At 43.6% G+C, this 20,229-nt stretch carries 24 protein-coding genes and 1 riboswitch; all 24 genes read left to right on the top strand.

Annotated elements, in window-relative coordinates; genetic code table 11:
* Window positions 1-7: 7 nt before the first annotated feature.
* Window positions 8-571 (top strand): 50S ribosomal protein L17, encoded by a 564-nt coding sequence (gene rplQ, locus PHV44_00525; protein ID MDD5591766.1) that lies wholly within the window; start codon window positions 8-10, stop codon window positions 569-571.
* A gap of 16 nt (window positions 572-587) precedes the next feature.
* On the top strand, window positions 588-1,763 hold the full coding sequence (locus PHV44_00520) for a pyridoxal phosphate-dependent aminotransferase (protein ID MDD5591765.1): 1,176 nt from the start codon (window positions 588-590) through the stop codon (window positions 1,761-1,763).
* Window positions 1,763-3,013, top strand: coding sequence for a 3-isopropylmalate dehydratase large subunit (locus tag PHV44_00515; protein MDD5591764.1), 1,251 nt, complete (start codon window positions 1,763-1,765; stop codon window positions 3,011-3,013). The genes PHV44_00520 and PHV44_00515 overlap by 1 nt, the downstream gene beginning before the upstream one ends.
* 121 nt (window positions 3,014-3,134) lie before the next feature.
* Entirely contained in the window at window positions 3,135-4,184 is a 1,050-nt protein-coding gene (locus tag PHV44_00510; GenBank protein ID MDD5591763.1) for a type IV pilus twitching motility protein PilT, read from the top strand.
* Window positions 4,185-4,237: 53 nt separating this feature from the next.
* The gene (locus PHV44_00505; protein MDD5591762.1) at window positions 4,238-4,738 is read left to right on the top strand and encodes a 3-isopropylmalate dehydratase small subunit; all 501 of its coding nucleotides are present in this window, start codon (window positions 4,238-4,240) and stop codon (window positions 4,736-4,738) included.
* Window position 4,739: 1 nt separating this feature from the next.
* The gene (locus tag PHV44_00500; GenBank protein MDD5591761.1) at window positions 4,740-5,822 is read left to right on the top strand and encodes an isocitrate/isopropylmalate dehydrogenase family protein; all 1,083 of its coding nucleotides are present in this window, start codon (window positions 4,740-4,742) and stop codon (window positions 5,820-5,822) included.
* A 90-nt stretch (window positions 5,823-5,912) separates the two neighbouring features.
* Window positions 5,913-6,848, top strand: a complete 936-nt coding sequence (locus PHV44_00495) for a malate dehydrogenase (protein ID MDD5591760.1) — start codon at window positions 5,913-5,915, stop codon at window positions 6,846-6,848.
* On the top strand, window positions 6,838-8,145 hold the full coding sequence (gene lpdA, locus PHV44_00490; GenBank protein ID MDD5591759.1) for a dihydrolipoyl dehydrogenase: 1,308 nt from the start codon (window positions 6,838-6,840) through the stop codon (window positions 8,143-8,145). Before PHV44_00495 ends, lpdA begins: the two co-directional genes overlap by 11 nt.
* Entirely contained in the window at window positions 8,135-8,788 is a 654-nt protein-coding gene (lipB, locus tag PHV44_00485) for a lipoyl(octanoyl) transferase LipB (GenBank protein ID MDD5591758.1), read from the top strand. Before lpdA ends, lipB begins: the two co-directional genes overlap by 11 nt.
* Entirely contained in the window at window positions 8,781-9,014 is a 234-nt protein-coding gene (locus tag PHV44_00480) for a hypothetical protein (protein MDD5591757.1), read from the top strand. The genes lipB and PHV44_00480 overlap by 8 nt, the downstream gene beginning before the upstream one ends.
* 120 nt (window positions 9,015-9,134) lie before the next feature.
* Window positions 9,135-10,277: a glycosyltransferase gene (locus PHV44_00475; GenBank protein ID MDD5591756.1), complete on the top strand. Its 1,143-nt coding sequence runs from the start codon at window positions 9,135-9,137 to the stop codon at window positions 10,275-10,277.
* Window positions 10,270-11,130: a lysophospholipid acyltransferase family protein gene (locus PHV44_00470; protein MDD5591755.1), complete on the top strand. Its 861-nt coding sequence runs from the start codon at window positions 10,270-10,272 to the stop codon at window positions 11,128-11,130. The genes PHV44_00475 and PHV44_00470 overlap by 8 nt, the downstream gene beginning before the upstream one ends.
* Window position 11,131: 1 nt before the next feature.
* Window positions 11,132-11,803 carry a glycosyltransferase family 2 protein gene (locus PHV44_00465; protein ID MDD5591754.1) on the top strand — a complete coding sequence of 224 codons (672 nt, stop codon included), beginning with the start codon at window positions 11,132-11,134 and terminating at the stop codon, window positions 11,801-11,803.
* Complete coding sequence (locus tag PHV44_00460; GenBank protein ID MDD5591753.1) at window positions 11,785-12,435, top strand: protein-L-isoaspartate(D-aspartate) O-methyltransferase; 651 nt, start codon at window positions 11,785-11,787, stop codon at window positions 12,433-12,435. The genes PHV44_00465 and PHV44_00460 overlap by 19 nt, the downstream gene beginning before the upstream one ends.
* Window positions 12,428-12,925, top strand: a complete 498-nt coding sequence (locus tag PHV44_00455; protein MDD5591752.1) for a small multi-drug export protein — start codon at window positions 12,428-12,430, stop codon at window positions 12,923-12,925. Before PHV44_00460 ends, PHV44_00455 begins: the two co-directional genes overlap by 8 nt.
* A complete protein-coding gene (locus PHV44_00450) occupies window positions 12,922-13,425 on the top strand; it encodes a cob(I)yrinic acid a,c-diamide adenosyltransferase (protein MDD5591751.1) in 504 nt (167 codons plus the stop codon). The genes PHV44_00455 and PHV44_00450 overlap by 4 nt, the downstream gene beginning before the upstream one ends.
* 124 nt (window positions 13,426-13,549) lie before the next feature.
* Window positions 13,550-13,726, top strand: a riboswitch (cobalamin riboswitch).
* 101 nt (window positions 13,727-13,827) lie between these two features.
* Window positions 13,828-14,685, top strand: a complete 858-nt coding sequence (locus tag PHV44_00445; GenBank protein MDD5591750.1) for a cobalamin-binding protein — start codon at window positions 13,828-13,830, stop codon at window positions 14,683-14,685.
* A complete protein-coding gene (locus tag PHV44_00440) occupies window positions 14,682-15,644 on the top strand; it encodes an iron ABC transporter permease (GenBank protein ID MDD5591749.1) in 963 nt (320 codons plus the stop codon). The genes PHV44_00445 and PHV44_00440 overlap by 4 nt, the downstream gene beginning before the upstream one ends.
* Window positions 15,641-16,429: an ABC transporter ATP-binding protein gene (locus tag PHV44_00435; protein MDD5591748.1), complete on the top strand. Its 789-nt coding sequence runs from the start codon at window positions 15,641-15,643 to the stop codon at window positions 16,427-16,429. The genes PHV44_00440 and PHV44_00435 overlap by 4 nt, the downstream gene beginning before the upstream one ends.
* Window positions 16,430-17,062: a histidine phosphatase family protein gene (locus PHV44_00430; GenBank protein MDD5591747.1), complete on the top strand. Its 633-nt coding sequence runs from the start codon at window positions 16,430-16,432 to the stop codon at window positions 17,060-17,062.
* A 7-nt stretch (window positions 17,063-17,069) separates the two neighbouring features.
* Window positions 17,070-17,588, top strand: coding sequence for a bifunctional adenosylcobinamide kinase/adenosylcobinamide-phosphate guanylyltransferase (gene cobU, locus PHV44_00425; GenBank protein ID MDD5591746.1), 519 nt, complete (start codon window positions 17,070-17,072; stop codon window positions 17,586-17,588).
* An 8-nt stretch (window positions 17,589-17,596) separates the two neighbouring features.
* A complete protein-coding gene (cobT, locus tag PHV44_00420; protein MDD5591745.1) occupies window positions 17,597-18,688 on the top strand; it encodes a nicotinate-nucleotide--dimethylbenzimidazole phosphoribosyltransferase in 1,092 nt (363 codons plus the stop codon).
* Window positions 18,685-19,440: an adenosylcobinamide-GDP ribazoletransferase gene (cobS, locus tag PHV44_00415; GenBank protein ID MDD5591744.1), complete on the top strand. Its 756-nt coding sequence runs from the start codon at window positions 18,685-18,687 to the stop codon at window positions 19,438-19,440. The genes cobT and cobS overlap by 4 nt, the downstream gene beginning before the upstream one ends.
* Complete coding sequence (locus PHV44_00410; protein ID MDD5591743.1) at window positions 19,428-20,108, top strand: diphthine--ammonia ligase; 681 nt, start codon at window positions 19,428-19,430, stop codon at window positions 20,106-20,108. Before cobS ends, PHV44_00410 begins: the two co-directional genes overlap by 13 nt.
* Window positions 20,109-20,229 lie beyond the last annotated feature (121 nt).

Genomic DNA, 20,229 nt, shown 5'->3' with positions numbered 1-20,229 from the left:
AAACTAGATGAGACACGCAAAGGCTAGATTACAATTAAACCGTTTTACCAGTTGGCGTAAGGCAACGCTCATCAGCCTGGCAAGGGCCATGATCATTCACCAACAGATTAAAACTACCTTGCATAGGGCCAAGGCCGCAAAACCATTGGTAGAGGAGCTTATATCTTTAGGCAAAAAGAACTCCCTTTTTGCCAAAAGGCAGGCCTATAAAATACTGGGCAGCCATAAGCTGGTCAGCCTGCTTTTTAAGGATATCGCCCCGCGTTTTACCAATAGAATCGGCGGCTACACCAGAATTTTAAATTTAGGGGTAAGGCGGGGGGATAATGCGCAATTAGCAATCCTGGCGCTTACCGAAATTAAGGAAAAAAAGCCTAAGAAAATTCAGGCCGAAACCCCAAAGAAAACGGAAATAGCCGAAGAGAGGCCCTTAAAAGAAGAAAAACTCAGAGAAGAAAAATCAAAGACAGAAATAGCGGTAAAGGAAAAACCGCCCATTACTAAAAAGCCTACCAAAAAATTCTTAGGGGGGCTTCGGGGAATATTCAAAAAAGAGCGGGACTCTTTATAACCATAAAGAAATCTCGATGCAAAAAGATGCAAGGCTGGCAAAACGCCTTAAGAAAATAAATCCTTCCCAAACTCTTGCCATAACCGCAAAAGCTAAAAAATTAAAATCCGAGGGGCGCGATGTCGTTAACTTTGCCGCCGGAGAACCGGATTTTGATACGCCTGATTTCATTAAAGAAGCTGCCATAAACGCGATAAAAGCTGGATTTACAAAATACACCCCTACCACCGGTATCCCGGAATTAAAAGGAGCGATTTGCGAAAAATTCAAAAGAGATAACTCCCTTGATTACGCCCCCAACCAGATAATTGTTTCCTGCGGGGCAAAACACAGCATCTTCAATGCCCTGTTTGTATTAGTGGAGGAGGGCGACGAAGTCTTAATACCTTCTCCTTATTGGGTGAGTTATCCGGAAATGGTAAATCTATGCGAAGGTAAAATCCGTTTCATACCTACCCTTGCGCAGAATCATTTCAAGATTACCCCTAAAGACTTAGAAAAACACATTAATTCCAAAACAAAACTGCTGATACTAAATAGCCCATCCAATCCTACCGGCTGTGTTTATACAGAGGCAGAGCTAAAAGGGATAGCGCGTATCTGTACAGCAAAAAAAATTTTCATAATCAGCGACGAGGTATATGAAAAGCTTATCTACGACAATTTAAAACATACCTCTATCGCCTCCCTCGGTAAAGATATATACGAATCCGTTATTACTGTTAACGGCGTATCTAAAAGCCATTCCATGACCGGATGGCGTATCGGCTACCTGGGGGCCCCTTTGGATATAGCAGAGGCCATATCCAAATTGCAGGACCACTCTACTTCAAACCCTGCTTCAATCAGCCAGAAAGCAGCCCTAGAAGCCCTTAACGCTACGGATGATTTTTCTAAACTTATGGCTAGCGAATTCCAGAAGAAAAGGGACTATGCCTTTAACAGGCTGATTAAAATCAAGGGGTTTAAACCCGTAAAGCCGCAGGGCGCATTTTATATATTCTGCGATATTTCTAAGTTTAAAATGGATTCCCTTACCTTTGCCGGCCGCCTGCTTGATGAGGCCTCCGTAAGCCTCATCCCTGGTTCGGGTTTTGGCTGTGATGATTACGTGCGTATAAGTTTCGCCACCAGCCTGGCGCAACTGGAAAAAGGCATGGATAGAATAGAAGGCTGGGCCAAAAAATTATGATTTATCAGACTATCGCCGAAAAAATACTTAGCAGCCATGCCGGAAGAAAACTTAAAGCAGGGGACCTTGCTATATGCAAGGTTGATTTTGCTTTCGGCCAAGACGGGACATCGTCCATTATTCTGGACAGGTTAAAAGAATTAGAGGTAAAACGGATAAAAACAAGATTCTGCATGGTGATTGACCACAACGCCCCTTCGCCAAACGAAGGCGTCTCCAGGATCCACAAAAGGATGCGTGCCTTCGCCGATGCTTATAATGTGGGCCTTTATGAAGCCGGTTGCGGCGTGTGCCATCAGGTTATCCCCGAATCCGGGCAGATCCTGCCCGGGGATTTAGTACTGGGCGCAGACTCGCATACCTGTACTTACGGGGCGCTGGGCGCTTTTGCTACGGGAGTAGGTTCAACTGACCTGGCAGTCGCCTTGGCTACGGGAAAAAACTGGTTTAAAGTACCTCAGAGCATAAAAATAATTGTAAAGGGTAAGATGCCTAAGGGGATATTCGCTAAGGATATTATTTTACATATTATCAGCAGTATAGGCTCTAACGGAGCCACATATAAAGCAGTAGAATTTTATGGCGAGGTAATCGATAAAATAGGCATGGACGGCCGTTTTACCGTCTGTAATATGGTCGTAGAGATGGGGGCTAAGGCAGGATTTATGCCCCAGGATAAAAAGACTTCAGCCTGGTTAAAAACAAGGGTTAAAAACAAAAAAATAAAGGCGGTAACGGCAGATAAAGGCGCTGAATATATCAAAACCTTAGAGTATGATATCTCACAGCTTAAGCCGCAAGTATCCTGCCCACACAGCGTAGATAGCGCCGTAGACGTAAATAAATTGAAGGGTAAAAAAATAGATGAGGCTTTTTTAGGCACTTGCACAAACGGCAGGCTTCAAGATTTAACCATAGCGGCTAAAATACTCAAATCAAGAAAAGTGGCCAGGGGAGTGAAATTCATCGTTGCCCCTTCTTCACGCGCAATATTTCAGGATGCCTTACGGTCGGGTATTATTGATATATTTATTAAGGCGGGCGCAGTAATAGTCGCTCCCGGATGCGGACCCTGCGTCGGCACGCATAATGGCGTCCCCGCAGACGGCGAAACAGTTATATCCAGCGCCAACAGAAATTTCAAAGGCAGGATGGGCAACCCCAACGCATTTATTTATTTGGCTTCGCCGGCTACGGTCAGCGCATCTGCGGTTAAGGGGAAGATTACCGACCCTCGTGAATACTTATAAGTGAGGACATCCGCCGTAGGCGGATTGTCCGAACTTATCCGCCGAAGGCGGATTAATTCGCGCACATAACTTACGAGCACGAGAGCGCGAGTAAGTTATGTGCTCATTAAGGGAGGTTAGTATGATAGAAATCCGTGAATTGCTTTTGTTGTGCATAGAAAAAAAAGCTTCGGACCTGCATCTTACCGAAAAGGAACCGCCCATCTTGCGTATCGACGGAAAGCTAATGCGGGTAAACCAGCCCCCCTTAAAGAGGGAGGATTTAAAACTTATGATTTACGGCATACTGAATAATTCCCAGAAGGAAAAGCTGGAGCATGACTTAGAATTGGATTTCTCCCTTGCCCTCGCAGCTATGGACAGGTTCAGGGTCAATGTACACATACAAAGAGGGTCAGTGGAAGCGGCATTCAGGCGCGTCCCCTTAAGAATACCCGCGATTGAAGAATTAGGCCTGCCGCCTATAGTTAAGGACCTGGCGCGTAAACCTAACGGTTTAGTGCTGGTTACCGGCCCAACGGGCTCAGGTAAAACCACTACCTTAGCAGCAATGATTGACTTGATCAATAATGAAAGGGAAAGCTTGGTCGTATGTATTGAAGACCCCATTGAATTTATACAGCCGAATAAAAAAAGCATTATTAAGCAAAGGGAGGTTTACGCCGATACCCACTCTTTCGCGGAAGCCTTAAGGCACGTCTTAAGGCAGGACCCCAATATCATCGTTGTAGGCGAAATGCGCGACTTAGAAACTATCTCTACTACTCTTACTGCCGCAGAAACCGGGCATTTGGTTTTGGCAACCTTACATACACCGGATGCCCCGCAGACCGTCCAAAGGATCATAGACGTTTTTCCTTCCCATCAACAGCCGCAGATAAGGCTGCAGTTAGCCGACTGCCTGCAGGGGGTCATATCGCAGCTATTGCTCCCTAAGGCCTCCGGCCAGGGCCGCGTAATCGCTACGGAGATAATGCTGGGTGTCGCCGGCATAAGAAACCTTATCCGTACACAGGAGATTGAACAGATCGCTACGCTTATGCAGACCGGCAGCCAATACGGCATGAAAACAATGGATAAATCCCTGAAGGAACTCTACCAGCAGGGGCTGATCAGCCTGGACGTGGCCATGTCCAAGGTCAAGAGCCCTGATGAATTTAAGCAACTATGAGTCCCGTTATAAACTATTGGCCAGTAACGGGCAAAGGTGGTGTTTGTAACGGGATGAAAATAGAAGGCAAGGTTATAAAATTAGGGGATAATATAAATACGGATTTTATCATATCCGGCAGATATAAATTCTCAATCACAGATATCAAAGAATTAGCCAAGCATATAATGGAGGATATTGACCCTGAGTTCCACGCAAAGATAATACCCGGTAAATCCATGCTTGTAGCAGGGGAAAATTTCGGCATGGGCTCCTCGCGCGAACAGGCGCCTTTAGTAATAAAAGAATCCGGTATCAGTGCTATTTTAGCCAAGTCCTTTGCGCGTATATTTTATCGTAATAGCTTTAATATAGGCTTGACCCTTATTGAAACCGATACGGATAAAATAGAAGAGAACGATATTTTAGCCGTAGATATGGACAAAGGCATAGTTATGAATTTAACTAAAAATTTAACTATGCAGGTTAAGCCTTTGCCTAAATTTATGCAGGAAATACTGAGAGAAGGCGGGATAGTCAACTACTTTAAGAAATATAAAGAATTGAAGGTGTAGAATGATGCACAGAATAACCTTAATACCAGGTGACGGAATCGGACCGGAAGTAACCCAGGCGGCGAAAAGATGCATTGAAGCAACCGGCGTAGAAATTACCTGGGATGAAGTCATTGCCGGAGAGACAGCCATTGATAAATACGGCGACATCCTGCCTGAAAACGTATTGGAATCCATAAAAAAGAACAAGGTCGCCCTGAAAGGGCCTATTGTTACTCCCATTGGCGAAGGTTTTCGCTCGGTAAATGTAGCCATCAGGCAGGCATTGGACCTTTACGCCTGTGTGCGGCCGGCAAAGACCTATTCAGGCGTCGCGAGCCCCTACAAAGATATAGACCTGGTAATTATACGGGAAAATAGCGAAGATTTATATGCCGGCATAGAATTTGAAGAAGGTAAGCCTGAAACAAAAAAACTCATTGCCCAAATCGAAGAATATAGTAAAAAAAAGATACGCCGGGATTCTGGTATTTCCATAAAACCCATATCCATAACCGCTTCCCAAAGAATTATACGCTTCGCCTTTGAATACGCCGTTAAACACCGCCGTAAAAAAGTTACAGTCGTACATAAGGCAAACATCATGAAATTTACCGACGGATTATTCCTGAAGGCAGCGCGGGAAGTAGCCAAAGAATATTTAGATAGAATAGTTTTCGAAGAGGCGATCGTAGATAATATGGCCATGCAGCTGGTGCAGAAACCCCATAATTACGATTGCCTGGTGTTACCTAACCTTTATGGCGATATAATCTCCGATTTGTGCGCGGGTTTAGTCGGCGGCTTAGGGGTTGCCCCGGGAGCCAATATCGGAGAAGATTTAGCGGTATTTGAAGCCGTGCACGGTTCGGCGCCTAAATACAAGGGGTTGAATAAAGTCAATCCCATGGCCATGATTTTATCGGGTGTTTTGATGCTTAGGCACATCAAAGAAGATAGGGCTGCGGATAAACTGGAGGAGGCGTTAAAAAAGGTGTTAGCCGAAGGCAAATCCGTAACTTATGATTTAAAACCTGACCGTAACGACCCTACCTGCGTCGGGACCAAAGAGATGGCGGATGCTATTATTGGAAAATTAAGGTAAGCGTATCAAAGTATCAAAGTGTCAGAGTATCAAAGAAAAAACTTTGATACCTTGATACATGATACCTTGACACAACGGTAGGCATATTATATGAAAATCTCCATAATAGGCGCGGGCAATATAGGCGGATTAACGGCAATGCGCTTAGCTGAAACAGGCTTTGAGGATATAATCCTGGTGGATATAGCCAAAGGCCTGGCGCAAGGCAAGGCCCTGGACTTAGAAGATGCGGGGGCTATCCTGAAATATGATTATCGTATCCACGGCACGGATGATATAAAAGAGATATCCGGGTCAGATATTATAATAATTACCGCGGGGTTAACCCGTAAACCCGGGATGACCAGGGAGGATTTATTAAGTAAAAATGCCCTGATCTTAAAAAAGATCTGCCTGAATGTAAAAGAACTCAGCCCTAATTCTATAGTTATAATCGTGACTAACCCCCTGGATTTAATGACTTACCTGGCGCTTAAAATTACCGGTTTTAAGCCCCAGAAGGTATTCGGCATGGGGGTTACCCTGGACGCAGCCAGATTTGCCAATTTTATAAGCAGAGAATTAAATGCCCCCTATGCTGATATCGAGGCCTGTGTAATCGGAAACCATGGGGAAAATATGCTCATCCTGCCCAGATTTACGACCGTAAAGGGCACGGCATTAAATAACCTCCTGGATGCTCAAAAAACAGGGCGCTTAATAGAAAAAACCCTGCAACGCGGACAGGAGATTGTTTCTTTATTAGGTAGCGGTAGCGCGCATTTTGCCCCTTCCCAGGCAATCACAGAGATTATCAAAACAATCGTAAAAAATGAAAAACACACTATAGGCGTATCGGCCTATTTAAGCGGCGAATACGGTATTAGGGATATCTGTATCGGCGTACCCTGCCGCTTGGGCAAAGAAGGCATAGAGGAAATCATTGAGCTTGATTTAAATAAAGAAGAAGAGTTAGCTTTTTTGCGTTCAGCCGAATCCATACGTAAAAACTTAGAATTAATAAAATCTTTCTGCCATGGATTATGATTTGGCCATAATCGGCGCGGGCTGGGCAGGGTTTAATGCTGCGCTAAAAGCTAAATCCAAGGGCTTAAAGACCGCCCTTATTGAAAAAAATAACTTAGGCGGTACCTGCTTAAACCGCGGCTGCATACCCACCAAAACACTGCTAGCTTCTGCTAAAATTTATAACCTCGCAAAAATTGCCAAGATATTCGGCATAGAAACATTAAACCCTCACCTCAATCTTAATGAAGCCCAGGCCAGAAAAAATAAAATCATCCAGCAATTACGCAAAGGTATGGAATCCGCACTCGGCGGCGTTGATTTTATAAATGAAGGCGCCCGGCTTGTATCGGAAAATACTATAGAAATAGGCCAAAGACAGATAAATGCCAAGTCTATCCTTATTGCTACCGGCTCAAGGCCTTACGCTTTAAAAGACATAAAATTCGACGGGAAAAAAGTTATTTCCAGCGATGAAATCCTGGATTTAGAAGAATTGCCAGGGTCACTTTTAATCATCGGAGGAGGGGTCATCGGCTGTGAATTCGCGAGCTTATTTTCAAGCTTTGATTGCGGGGTTTCTGTTGTAGAGTTGGAACCTCAGCTTTTGCCCGGGATGGATGAAGAAATAGCAAAAAAAATAGAAATAATTTTTAAGAAGAAAGGCATTAAAATATATACTAAAACCGACGCAACTACAGTTGATCTAAGTAATTATAATTTAGTGCTGGTCTGCGTAGGCCGCGCCCCCAATACAGAAGGTTTGGGCCTTGAAGAACAGGGCGTAAAATTAGAGGGCAAAAGGATTCTAGTTGATGAATATCTTAAAACCAACCTGCCCAATATTTATGCAGCCGGCGATTGCGCGAATGAAACTATGCTGGCGCACTTTGCCGCGTACCAGGGAGAAATTGCCGCAGAGAATATTATGGGCCATTCGCATCCTAAGAAGGTGTATAGCCAAAATATCCCCAGTTGTATCTTTACTGAACCGGAAATAGGCAGCGTCGGACTGACGGAAAAAGAGGTAAAATCAGCAGGCACGGACGTAAAAATAAACAGGTTTGATTTTTTAGGTTCCGGGATGGCCCGGATATTAAACGAAACAGAAGGTTTTATTAAAATACTCTCCGATAAAAAAACAGGGCAGGTCCTGGGCGCTTCGATAATCGGCCCGCGCGCAACCGAATTAATCGGCATCCTTACCCTCGCTGTCAAATCCCGCCTTAAAATCTCCGAGCTGAAGGAAATCATATTCCCCCACCCGACATTATCAGAAGGGATCGCTAGCGCATTAAAAGAAGGTTATGGAATTTAAGCTTTTTGATTTAGGATTAGTAGATTTTAAGGCGGCCTGGCAATTCCAAAAGGAAATATTCCAGGAAATAAAAAATAATTATTATAAAGCCGGGCTGATCCTCTGCCGGCACTATCCCGTAATAACCTTAGGGCGGTCAGCGAAGAAAGAAAATATCAGGGTTTCTGCGCAGGAATTAAAAAACAGGGGCATTCAAATATACGAAATAGAGCGCGGAGGCGACGTTACCTATCATGGCCCCGGGCAACTCATTGCATATCCGATATTCAACCTGAACTACCTAAAAAAAGACATCCATTTCTTTCTTAGAAAACTCGAAGAAGCAGCTGTCGGTTTTATTTCAGATTTTGGGCTTAATGCCTTGACTTATCCGGGCCTGACCGGGGTATGGATATCCAGGGAAAAAATATCCTCCATCGGTATCAGCGTAAAGAACTGGATTACTTTACACGGCATAAGCATAAATATCAAAAAGGATGACTTGGATAATTTCTGTTTGATCAAACCCTGCGGCATGGATATAGAGATGACTGCGTTAGAAAAAGCGCTGGACCGTAATATTGAAATAGAAAGAATAAAAAAAGGGCTGGTTGATAGATTCCAGAAGATATTTCCAGACCAAAAGGAGGGATTATATGGTTAAAGTAATTCTGCCGGAATTGGGAGAAGGTATTGAAAAGGCAACGCTATCTTACTGGTTTTTTAAAGAAGGGGAGAGAGTCAACGAAAAAGACGATCTGGTGGAGCTTACCACCGATAAAGCTACATTTAATCTCCCCAGCCCCTCATCCGGAGTGCTTTCGGAAGTTTTCTTCCATGAAGGCGACAGCGTAAATGTAGGCGAAGTTCTGGGTACCATTGAAGAGTAGTAGATAAACCTGCGTCCAGAAATCGCTTGACAACATAGGGCTATACTGTATTATCGTAAATATAAATAGATAGATAAGGTAAAAATTATCGATAATATACCCGAATTAAAAAACTTTAATATGCCAGACGTTAAAGAAGCCAAACGTATAATATTGATGTATATTTCCGAGGTCTCCGGCCACCACAGCGCTACCCTGGCAATCGAAAAGGCCTTAAAGATACTACAACCCGATACGCAAATTCTAAATATCGATGGATTCAATTATACCAATCCCATCTCTGAAAAAATTGTCAACCGCCTCTATATGGCCGTAATCAAACGGACTCCGAAAATCTGGGATTATCTTTACGATAATCCGGCAGTAGTAAAGAAAATAGAAAAGATTAAAAATGTCGTCCATAAATTTAACTCCCCTAAGTTAAAGAATCTTTTTGATAAGTTTAAGCCGGATGCAATCATCTGCACACAGGCCTTCCCCTGCGGGATGGCCGCGGATTTTAAAAAAACCTATGCTTCCGATATCCCCCTGGTAGCTGTGCTGACCGACTACATACCGCATTCTTACTGGGTCTACGATAAGGTAGATTATTACATCACTCCCTCACAAGAGGTGAGCCTGCGTTTAATCAAAAAGGGCGTGCCTCCTGACAAAATAAAGCCTCTGGGTATTCCTTTTGACCCCAAATTTAACGAAGGCATCCTAAAAAACGAAGTTATGCATAGGCTCCATCTTGACCCCGGGCTCTTTACCGTATTGATTATGGGCGGGGGACAGGGGTTAGGGCCTATAAAGACCATCATCAAGTCTTTAGAAAAAGTAAAAAAAGGCTTTCAGGCATTAGTTGTTTCCGGCACGAATAAAAAACTTTACGGATCCCTAAAAATGCGGTTAAAGAAATATAAGAAAAAAGTTTTACTCTTCGGTTACGTCAATAATATCCATGAACTTATGGGTATTTCAGATATTATCATTACCAAACCGGGAGGGGTAACCATATCAGAGGTATTGGCAAGAAAACTACCCATGATTATCGTTAAGCCCATACCCGGACAGGAAGTAAATAATACGGCTTATTTGACGGACAAGAAGGCGGCGATTAAAATAGACAAACCAAAGGATATACACTTAATTATTGATGACCTTCTGGAAAACCGCCAAAAATTAGCCCGCCTCGCTGAGGCCGCCGGAGGTATCGCCAAGCCCAACGCAAGTTTAGATATAGCTAAATTTATTCTGGATTTAACCGCTAGGCATGTTTAATTACATATTATACAGAATCGGCCAATTTATCAGCTTATCCTTACCCCTAAAAGCAGCCTATCGCATAGCGGTTTTCTTTTCTGACCTGCACTATGTCTTCGTTTACAGAGACCGCGGGATTACCGCAAAAAATTTAAAGGCGATATTCCCGCAAAAATCAAACAGGGAAATCCGCGGTATAAGGATAAGGATGTTCAGGAATTTCGCCAAATACCTGGTAGATTTCTTCCGTTTCTCAAAATTGGATATAGATTACGTAAGAAAAAATGTCAAGGTAGAAAACATACATTATATCGACGAGGTCCTCTCTAAAGGCAAAGGGGCTATTGTAGTCACTGCCCATTTGGGGAATTGGGAATTAGGAGGGGTGGTTATCGCCCTTTTGGGGTATCCTTTCTGGGTAGTAGCCTTGCCCCACAAATATAAGAAAGTAGATGATTTTTTTAACTCTCAAAGGGGGAGCAAAGGCGTAAAGGTTATACCCCTGGGCAAAGCCGTAAGGCAGTCTTTGGATATTTTAAAAGAAAACAAGGTCCTCGCCCTGGTTGGCGACAGGGATTTTAGCGAAAAGGGGATAACGGTGGATTTCTTCGGCAGGCCGGCAATTTTCCCGCAAGGGCCGGCAGCCCTTTCCATAAAAACAGGCGCGGGGATATTGCTGGGATTTATGTTAAGGAATGCGGATGACAGTTTCACCCTGAAATTCGAGAAACCCCTTAATTTTGTCCCCACGGGCAATAAAGATAAGGACCTGGTAGATTTAACCGGGCAGTACAGGAATATTTTTCAAGATTACATCCGCGCTTACCCCGACCAATGGTATGTGTTCAGGAAATTCTGGAGAGACGCCTAATATGAAAATCTGCGTAGTCATACCTACATATAATGAAGTAGATCACATTGCCGGGCTGATAAAAAAAATCAAAGAACAGGCCCTGGAGGTCGTAGTGGTTGACGACGGTTCATCTGATAATACCTGTGGGATTGCGCAAGAGAACGGCGCCATAGTTTTACGTAATCCGGATAACGAAGGTAAAGGCGCATCTTTAATACGTGGCTTTAATTATGTTTTTGATAAAGGTTTTGACGCCGTAATAACTATGGACGGCGACGGCCAGCACCTGCCCGAAGAGATACCGTATTTTGTCAGGCTGGCCAAATATTCCGATAGCAGCATCCTGATAGGCAACAGGATGCTAAAGAAAAAAGATATGCCGCTAGCGCGGATTTTTACCAATAAATTTATGTCCTGGTTCATATCTTCTCTGGCCGGGCAAAAGATTCCTGATACGCAATGCGGATTCCGGCTGATAAAAAAAGAGGTGTTGGATAAAATAAATCTTCGCACCCGTAAATATGAGACCGAATCGGAAATAATTATTAAGGCGGCGCGTTTGGGTTTTAAAGTAGAATCCGTGCCTATTAAGACTATATATAGGGGGGAAAAGAGCCAAATTAACCCTATCATCGATACCTTAAGGTTTATCAAATTTATATCCACAGAGCTATGGATTACGAAATCCTAAGAAAACGCATGGTAGAAGAGCAGCTGATCGGCCGCGGGATAAGGGATAAAAAGGTATTAGAGGCCTTTGGTAAGGTAGAGCGGCATAAATTCGTTCCCGAAGATTTAAGAATGAATGCCTACGCTGATTTTCCCATCCCTCTGGACGAAGGGCAAACCATATCCCAGCCTTACATTGTTGCCTTAATGACAGAGTGTTTAAATTTAAGCCCGAAAGATAAAATACTGGAAATAGGTACCGGTTCAGGTTACCAAACAGCTATTCTTGCAGAACTGGCAGGTGAAGTCTATAGTGTGGAGAGGTTTGAGGCTTTGGCAGAAAAGGCGCGAACTTTACTTAACAGCTTAGGGTATAAAAATATTAAAATAAAGGCAGGCGACGGAACCTTGGGCTGGAAAGAGGAAGCGCCCTTTGATAAGATTATTGTTACTGCTTCAAGCCCGAAAATCCCGCCGCCTTTAACCGAGGAGCTGGGAGAAAACGGCAAGCTCATCCTGCCGCTGGGTGAAAATTTCAGCCAGACCTTAACTTTAGTGGAAAAGAAGGAAGGTAAACTTCAGCCCTTAAATATCTGCGGCTGCGTATTCGTCCCGCTAATAGGCAAATATGGCTGGGGGCAAAAACATGCTTGAGATAATAATAAACTGCTTAAAAAATATACCTAAAGAATACCTGGTAATGATTGTAGGGGCGCTACCCATATCGGAACTAAGAGGGGCGATCCCTTTAGCATTATCTCTGGGTATGCCTATGGGTAAAGCATTTTGGCTGGCGGTAATAGGCAACATCATCCCGGTTGCGCCGGCGCTTTTTCTTCTAGAGCCCGTTTCCAAAAGGCTACGGAATTTTAAAATCTGGTCGCGTTTCTTCGATTGGCTCTTTACGCGAACGAAGAAAAAAGCAGATACAGTGCAAAAATACGAAGCGTTGGGCTTAGCCATATTCGTGGCGATACCTTTACCGATAACAGGGGCCTGGAGCGGGGTAGTAGCTGCGTCTTTATTTAAAATCAGGTTTAGATACGCATTTATCGCTATAATCTGTGGGGTTATCGGCGCAGGATTAATCGTCGCTGGCCTCTCTGGATTAGGCATAATCAGCTGGAAAGCGGTGGTGCATTGATACAGGTATATACCGGTAACGGCAAAGGAAAAACTACGGCTGCCTTGGGCCAGGCGCTAAGGGCAGCAGGGGGCGGTTTAAAAATTTATATCTGCCAGTTTTTAAAAAACGGCTGCTATTGTGAATTAACGGCCATAAAGAAGTTTAAAAATATAAAAGTCGAACAATTCGGAAGGGCCTTTTTTATCCGTAAAAACCCTGCCCAAAAAGACAGGGAGTTAGCCAAACGCGGCTTAAATAAAGCGAAAGAAATTATCTGCGCAGGATATTATGATGTGGTAATATTGGATGAAATCAACCCGGCCTTAAAACTCGGGCTTCTGGAATTGAGGGATGTTATCTCGCTCATTAAAAGCGCTCCCGGAAAAACAGAACTGATTCTTACCGGCCGCCAGGCGCATCCTGAAATCGTTAAGGCCGCAGACTTAGTAAGCGAAATAAAAGAGGTCAAACATTATTATAAAAAGGGCGTGAAGGCCAGGAAGGGAATTGAATTTTAAAGAATTATATTAGATTCTTCGGCACATTGCCTTAAGAATCAAGAGAAAGTTTCATTAATGAAACTTTCTCTTGACATAAAAATAAATTTGCATTAATATAGCCCTAGATAGAAAATTAGTAAGAGTTCTTTTTACAAATTAGATAGTTGTATGGGTGAGGGAAGGCCGTAAAAGCGGCCACAGTCCCGCTGCTGTATAAGGGTACGAAAACTCTAAAATACCACTGGCTTAAAAGCCGGGAAGGTAGAGCAAGTAGGCCAATCCTTAAGTCAGAAGACCTTACCTATATAATAGTTGCTTCGAAACCCGGCCTTTTAAAGGGCGTAGAAGAACCTCGCGGATAAGGGTCAAGTAGGAAAGCAGGGTGCAACCCGCCGAATTTTGTGGCGGGTTTTTTGTTATATGAAGAAACTATTATTAATAATTAGCTTATTATCAGGGACAGTCCCCTTGGGATTTACAGAAATAGCCATGGCGGGGACAGTCCCTAAAAAGACCGCCCGGTATATTTCGCTGGCCCCTTCAACTACTGAAATCTTATTCTCCTTAGGGTTAGATGAAGAAATCGTAGGGGTAAGCTTATACTGTAATTATCCCCCAAAAACAAAAGGCAAGGAAAAAGTCGGCACATTCAGTTATCCCAATATAGAGAAAATCATTTCTTTAAAGCCTGACTATATTTTTTGTACGGGGCTTGAGCAGGCATCTGTAGTCATTGAGTTGAGGCGCCTAAATTTAAATGTCTATGTGTCTGACCCGCAGAACACGGACGGGCTCTTTAGCTCTATTATGGAGATAGGCAGGATTACCGGCAAGCCAAAAGAAGCAAAGGCATTAATCAAAGCTATGCAGGATGAGATTAAAGAGATAAATTTAAAGGTCACAGCAATACCCGCAAATAAAAAGCCAAGGGTATTTATTGAGATATGGCATGACCCGCTGACTACCGCGGGAGATGGTTCTTTTGTTGATGAGTTGATTACCAAGGCAGGAGGGATAAACATAGCAAAGGATACAAAAAGGGCATACAGTATATTTAGCCCGGAAGAGGTGATTAAACGTAACCCTGAATGTATCATTTTGGCTTATATGGGCGAAGAAGGCTCGCGAATATCATTGAGTAAGCGTTTTAGCTGGGGGAATATAATGGCAGTTAGAAATAATAGGATATATAACGACATTAATTCTGATTTATTGTTGCGCCCGGGCCCGCGCATAACAGAGGGGCTTAGGGAACTTCACGAGAGGTTTTATCCATGACGGGAAAGCTCAGGAATAAAATACTGTTTTTATTTTTATTATTAATATTCGCTATTTTGGCGGGGGCCCTTATCGGCTCGGTGAATATTCCTTTTTCTGAATTGCTACTTGAAGGAAACAGGCCCATATTGAACTTGAGGCTTTTGCGCATATTCCTTGCGGCAGTCGCGGGGGCGGGCTTGAGTGTTTCAGGCATAGCCCTGCAGGCAATTTTAAAGAATTCCTTAGCTGAACCATACTTATTGGGGACTTCAAGCGGCGCGGGGTTAGGCGCGGTAATAGCGGTCATATTAGGCGTATCGGGGATATACCTGCCTCTGGCAGCATTCATAGGCGCAGTCTTAAGCATTGTTTTGGTTTATAATTTAGCTAAACAGAATAATAAAATATTACCGCAGTCGTTAATACTCTCCGGGGTTATTGTCTCCGTGGCGGTTTCAGCTATAATCGTATTCCTTATCTCTGCCAGTTCGAATGAGGCGTTACACGGCATAACCTGGTGGCTCTGGGGAAGTCTGCAGGTCTACGACTGGACGCTCCTTATAATAATCTGTACCGTGGTTATGCTTGGGGTAGCCGCGGTTTATATATTCTCCCAGGATTTAAACGCCATAAGCCTTGGCGAAGAAGAAGCGATGCACTTAGGTATAGACATAGAAGCCGTAAAGAAAATCCTTATATTGATAGTCTCTCTAATCACCGCCGGGCTTGTTTCTGTCTGCGGGATAATCGGGTTTGTGGGGCTGATAGTCCCGCATATGATGCGGCTCTTGATAGGCCCAAACCATAAAACCCTTATTCCTGTCTCATGTCTTGCAGCTGCGATATTCATGATAACCTGCGACATACTCTCGCGCACAATATTCCCTCCTTTAGAAATACCTATAGGAGTCATAACAGCATTTTTGGGAGCGCCGGTATTTATAATCCTGTTAAAAGTAAAACAGGGGATAAAATGAGTAATTTGCTAAAGACATATAACCTAAGCGGAGGATACGGTAAAGAGACGATCGTAAGGGATATCTCTTTGGATATAAAACACGGGGATTTTATGGGGATTATCGGGCCAAATGGCTCCGGTAAGACTACCCTCCTACGCCTGGCCAGCAAGATACTTTCACCCAATAAAGGAAATATTATTTTTCATGGCAGGGATATCGCCTCAATGGCGATGAAAGAGTTCGCGAAGTCTGTTGCCTTTGTGGCTCAGGATACCGTGGTCAATTTTCCCTTTAGCGTATTTGAGATCGTGTTAATGGGAAGGACCCCGCACCTTAAGAGGCTTGAGGCCGAAACCAAGAAAGACTATTTTTTTGCCGAGAAGGCAATGGCAATGACCGACACCCTGCATTTAAAAGAAAAAATGATAGACGAGTTAAGTTCCGGGGAACGCCAGCGCGTGATTATCGCCAAGGCCCTCGCCCAGCAGCCGCTTTTACTATTCTTAGATGAGCCTACTTCACACCTGGATATAGGCCATCAGATACAGATATTGGATTTATTACGGAAATTAAACCGCCAGGATAATCTTACCATTATTATGGTCCTGCATGACTTAAACTTAGCCAGTGAATATTGTAACCGGATAGTCCTGATGAATGAAGGGAAAATTTTTAAAGAAGGTTCTCCCCGCGATGTATTGACTTATCAAAATATAGAAGCAGTATATAAGACAACTGTAGTAGTCAACAATAACCCCATTAATTCCAAGCCATATGTGGTCTTGGTCCCAAGAGAGAGATAAATGGCTACCAGGCTCTTTCTTATCCGGCACGGCTCGACAGATTGGAATGTTCTACAGAGATACTGCGGCTTTATCAACATAGCCTTAAACGCAAGAGGGAAGATACAGGCAAAAAGGCTGCAGAGGAGGCTCAAGAATGAAACCGTGCATAAAGTATACGCGAGCGACAGGAAACGCGCCATACAAACTGCCGAAATAGTCTTTAAGGGGCGCGACGTAGAGAAGGTCGCGGATTTACGGGAGATGCACTTCGGCATCTTTGAAGGCCTGACTTATAAACAAATCATGGAAAAATTCCCCCGTATTTATAAAAAATGGGCGGGTAACCCCTTTGCAAACGCCATCCCCTCAGGCGAAAGCCTGACTATACTTAAAAAACGCGTAGTAAAGGCATTCAAAAGGATTATTCTCTGCCACCCTAACCAGACTATCGCGGTGGTCTGCCATGGCGGAGCAATCAGCGCATTCATCAACCATGTATTAAAATCTAAGGAATTCTGGAAACATATACCGGATTCAGCCAGCCTCACTATCATGGACGCAAAGAATAAAAAAATTAAAATCAGGCTCCTCAATGACATCTCGCATCTATCCGGCCTGAAGATAGACGCGGTAAAATTTAAGAAAGGGTAAAGTCAATATGGCTAAAATTATTTTTATTACCGGCGGCGCGCGTAGCGGTAAGAGCGCTTATGCCCTTGAGTTAGCCAAGAAAGGTAAAAGAAAGGTTGCCTTTATTGCCACCTGCCAGGCCCTGGATAAGGAAATGGCTAAGCGCATAAATCTGCATAAAAAGAACAGGCCAAGAAACTGGCAGACCTTTGAAGAGCCGGTTAATATCTCAAAACTCCTGTATAAAATCATTAAAAAATTCCCGCTTATTTTATTGGACTGCCTGACGCTTCTGGTATCAAATTTAATACTAAAGGGGCTCCGGGAACCGGCTATCTATGAAGAAATAAATAAAGTCTTATCCGAATTAAAAAAAAGCAGGGCCAGCGCCATTATCGTATCTAACGAAGTGGGTTTGGGCATAGTGCCAAAGAACAAGCTAGGCAGGGATTTCCGGGATATTGCCGGCAAGATAAACCAATTCGTTGCCAGAGAATCCGACGAGGTATTTTTTATGGTTGCGGGTATCCCCCTAAAAATAAAATAGAGCAAGGCATGGATAAACTAAAAGAAACCTTAAGTAATATCGCCGAAATTAACAAAAGGCTTATGGATTTGACGCAAGAAAGGCTCAATAACCTGACTAAGCCTATTGGGAGCCTGGGGAGATTAGAAGAATTAGCCAGGCTTATTGCAGGTATAACCGCAAAAGAAAACCCGAAGCTTAAGAATAAGGCCATCTTTACTTTTGCGGCTGACCATGGGGTAGCCCGGGAAGGCGTAAGCGCGTATCCCCAAGAAGTCACCGCGCAAATGGTCTATAACTTCTTAAGCGGCGGCGCAGGGATAAATGTTTTAGCCAGGCATGCCGGAGCAAGGGTTATAGTGGCGGACTTGGGTGTTGTCCAGGATTTAAAACCTCACCCGGCCCTTGTGATTAAAAAAATAAATTACGGCACTAAGAATATGGCAGTTGGCCCGGCAATGACCAGGCCTGAAGCAATAAAAGCTATTGAGGCAGGGATAGAAATATTTACAGATGAATTTTCCGTCAAAGGCGGATCCGCCTCCGGCGGGAAAAAAGGTATTGATATTATCGGAACCGGAGAGATGGGTATCGGCAATACCACTGCAGCCAGCGCGATTACCGCGGTAATTACAAAAAAACCTGTTGCGGATGTTACTGGTAAAGGAACGGGAATTGACGATAAAGGCATGAAGAATAAAATCAGGGTTATCAAAAAGGCCTTGGCATTGAATAAACCCGATCCTGACGATGCTATCGATATCCTGGCTAAGGTAGGCGGCTTTGAGATAGGGGGGCTGGCCGGTATAATTTTAGCAGCCGCAAGTAAAAGGGTCCCGGTAATAATAGACGGATTTATATCTGCTGCTGCGGCATTAATCGCTTATCAAATAGAACCGAAAACCAAAGATTACATGATCGCCAGCCACTGTTCAGTAGAAAAAGGCCACAAGGTTATATTAGAATATTTGGGCCTTAAGCCCCTTCTGGATTTAAACCTAAGGCTGGGAGAAGGCACGGGTGCTGCCTTAGGAATAAACATAATAGATGCGGCAATAAAGATTTTAACCCAGATGGCTACCTTTAAAAGCGCGGGCGTATCCCAAAAAACCGATAAATGAAGAGCCTACTCTTGGCGCTACAATTCTTAACCATTATTCCCGTTAAGGTCAGCCTCGCACGAGAAGATGAATTAGCAAAATCAATGATATGCTTCCCATTGATCGGGCTATTGCTGGGGTTGGCTTTAGTAGGAATAGACAATTTATTCCTTAACCTGAATTTCCCGGAATTCTCCATAAATATTATCCTGGTTATCTCCCTCGTCATACTTACAGGCGGGATGCATTTAGACGGCCTAGCCGATACTGCCGATGCCTTATTGAGCAGAAAGAGCAAAGAAGAGATGCTTACGATTATGCGCGATCCCCACATCGGCGTAATGGGGGTCTTGGCAATAATAAGCATGCTACTATTAAAGTCCTCTTTTCTTTCTACGCTAGGCATATCTTCCAAAATGACTGCATTGCTCTTAATGTGCATACTGAGCAGATGGTCTATGGTCTTTACGATATTTTTATTCCCTTATGCCAGAGAAGAGGGTAAAGCAAAGACTTTTACGCAGGGAATAACTTTAAAAATATTTATCTTAGCGACTATAATCACCCTGATTCCCGTAATCGCAATCTGGAGGATAAAAGGGCTATTAGTTCTTATGATAATAGCCGGGGTTAATTATATTTTCGGTAAAGCTATGGATAAAAAAATCGGCGGAATAACCGGAGACACCCTTGGCGCAGCAGAAGAAATAACTGAGGTCATCATATTATTTAGTATATGCATTTTAGAAAGGGGCAACCTATGGATAATTTAACGGCGATATCTTCATGGAGCGGCGGTAAAGACAGCTGCCTGGCTTGCTATAAGGCAATCCAAGAGGGCTATCAGGTAAAATACCTTTTGAATTTTATCTCGCGGGAATCCAAACGCGGATGTTTTCACGGAATAGAAAATAAGCTCATGCAGGCCCAAACAGAAGCAATAGGCATACCCCTGATTCAAAAAGAAGTAAGCCCGGATATGAAAAAATATGAAGAGGAATTTAAGGCTGCGGTTAGAGAGTTTAAATTCAAAGGCGTCAAGGCAATGGTTTTCGGGGATATTTATTTAGAAGAACATGAGAATTGGGTTAAACGTGTCTGCAAAGATTTAGATATTTCTGCCGTAGAGCCGTTATGGAATTTACCGCCGGAAGAAATTATCAAAGATTTTATAAAACTCGGCTTTAAGGCGATTATTGTCAGCTGTAAAGCAGACATAATGGGCAAAGAATTCCTCGGCCGTCCGATAGACACGGATTTAATCAGCGAGTTGAAAACAAGGAATATCTGCCCCTGCGGCGAAAACGGAGAATTCCATACCCTGGTGATAGACGGCCCGATTTTTAAGAAACGGATTCAGATACTAAAAGCCGAACCCATTATCAAGGAAGGCTTCTGGAAACACTGGTTTCTCGATATTAAAAAATATAAAACTATCTAATCCGGGTAGGCGAAGGAAGTCCTGGTGGAGATTCCAGGCACTGCCCGCGCAACGGTAAAACCCTATTTAGGGTTTCAAGTCCGGTCGATCGCCTACTGGAAGGAAAGTACCTTCGCGAAGA

Source organism: Candidatus Omnitrophota bacterium (assembly GCA_028717245.1).
Classification (GTDB): Bacteria; Omnitrophota; Gorgyraeia; order Gygaellales; family Profunditerraquicolaceae; genus JAGUYA01.
Note: the sequence above shows the minus strand (reverse complement) of the source record. Positions and strands in the feature narration are given on the sequence as shown.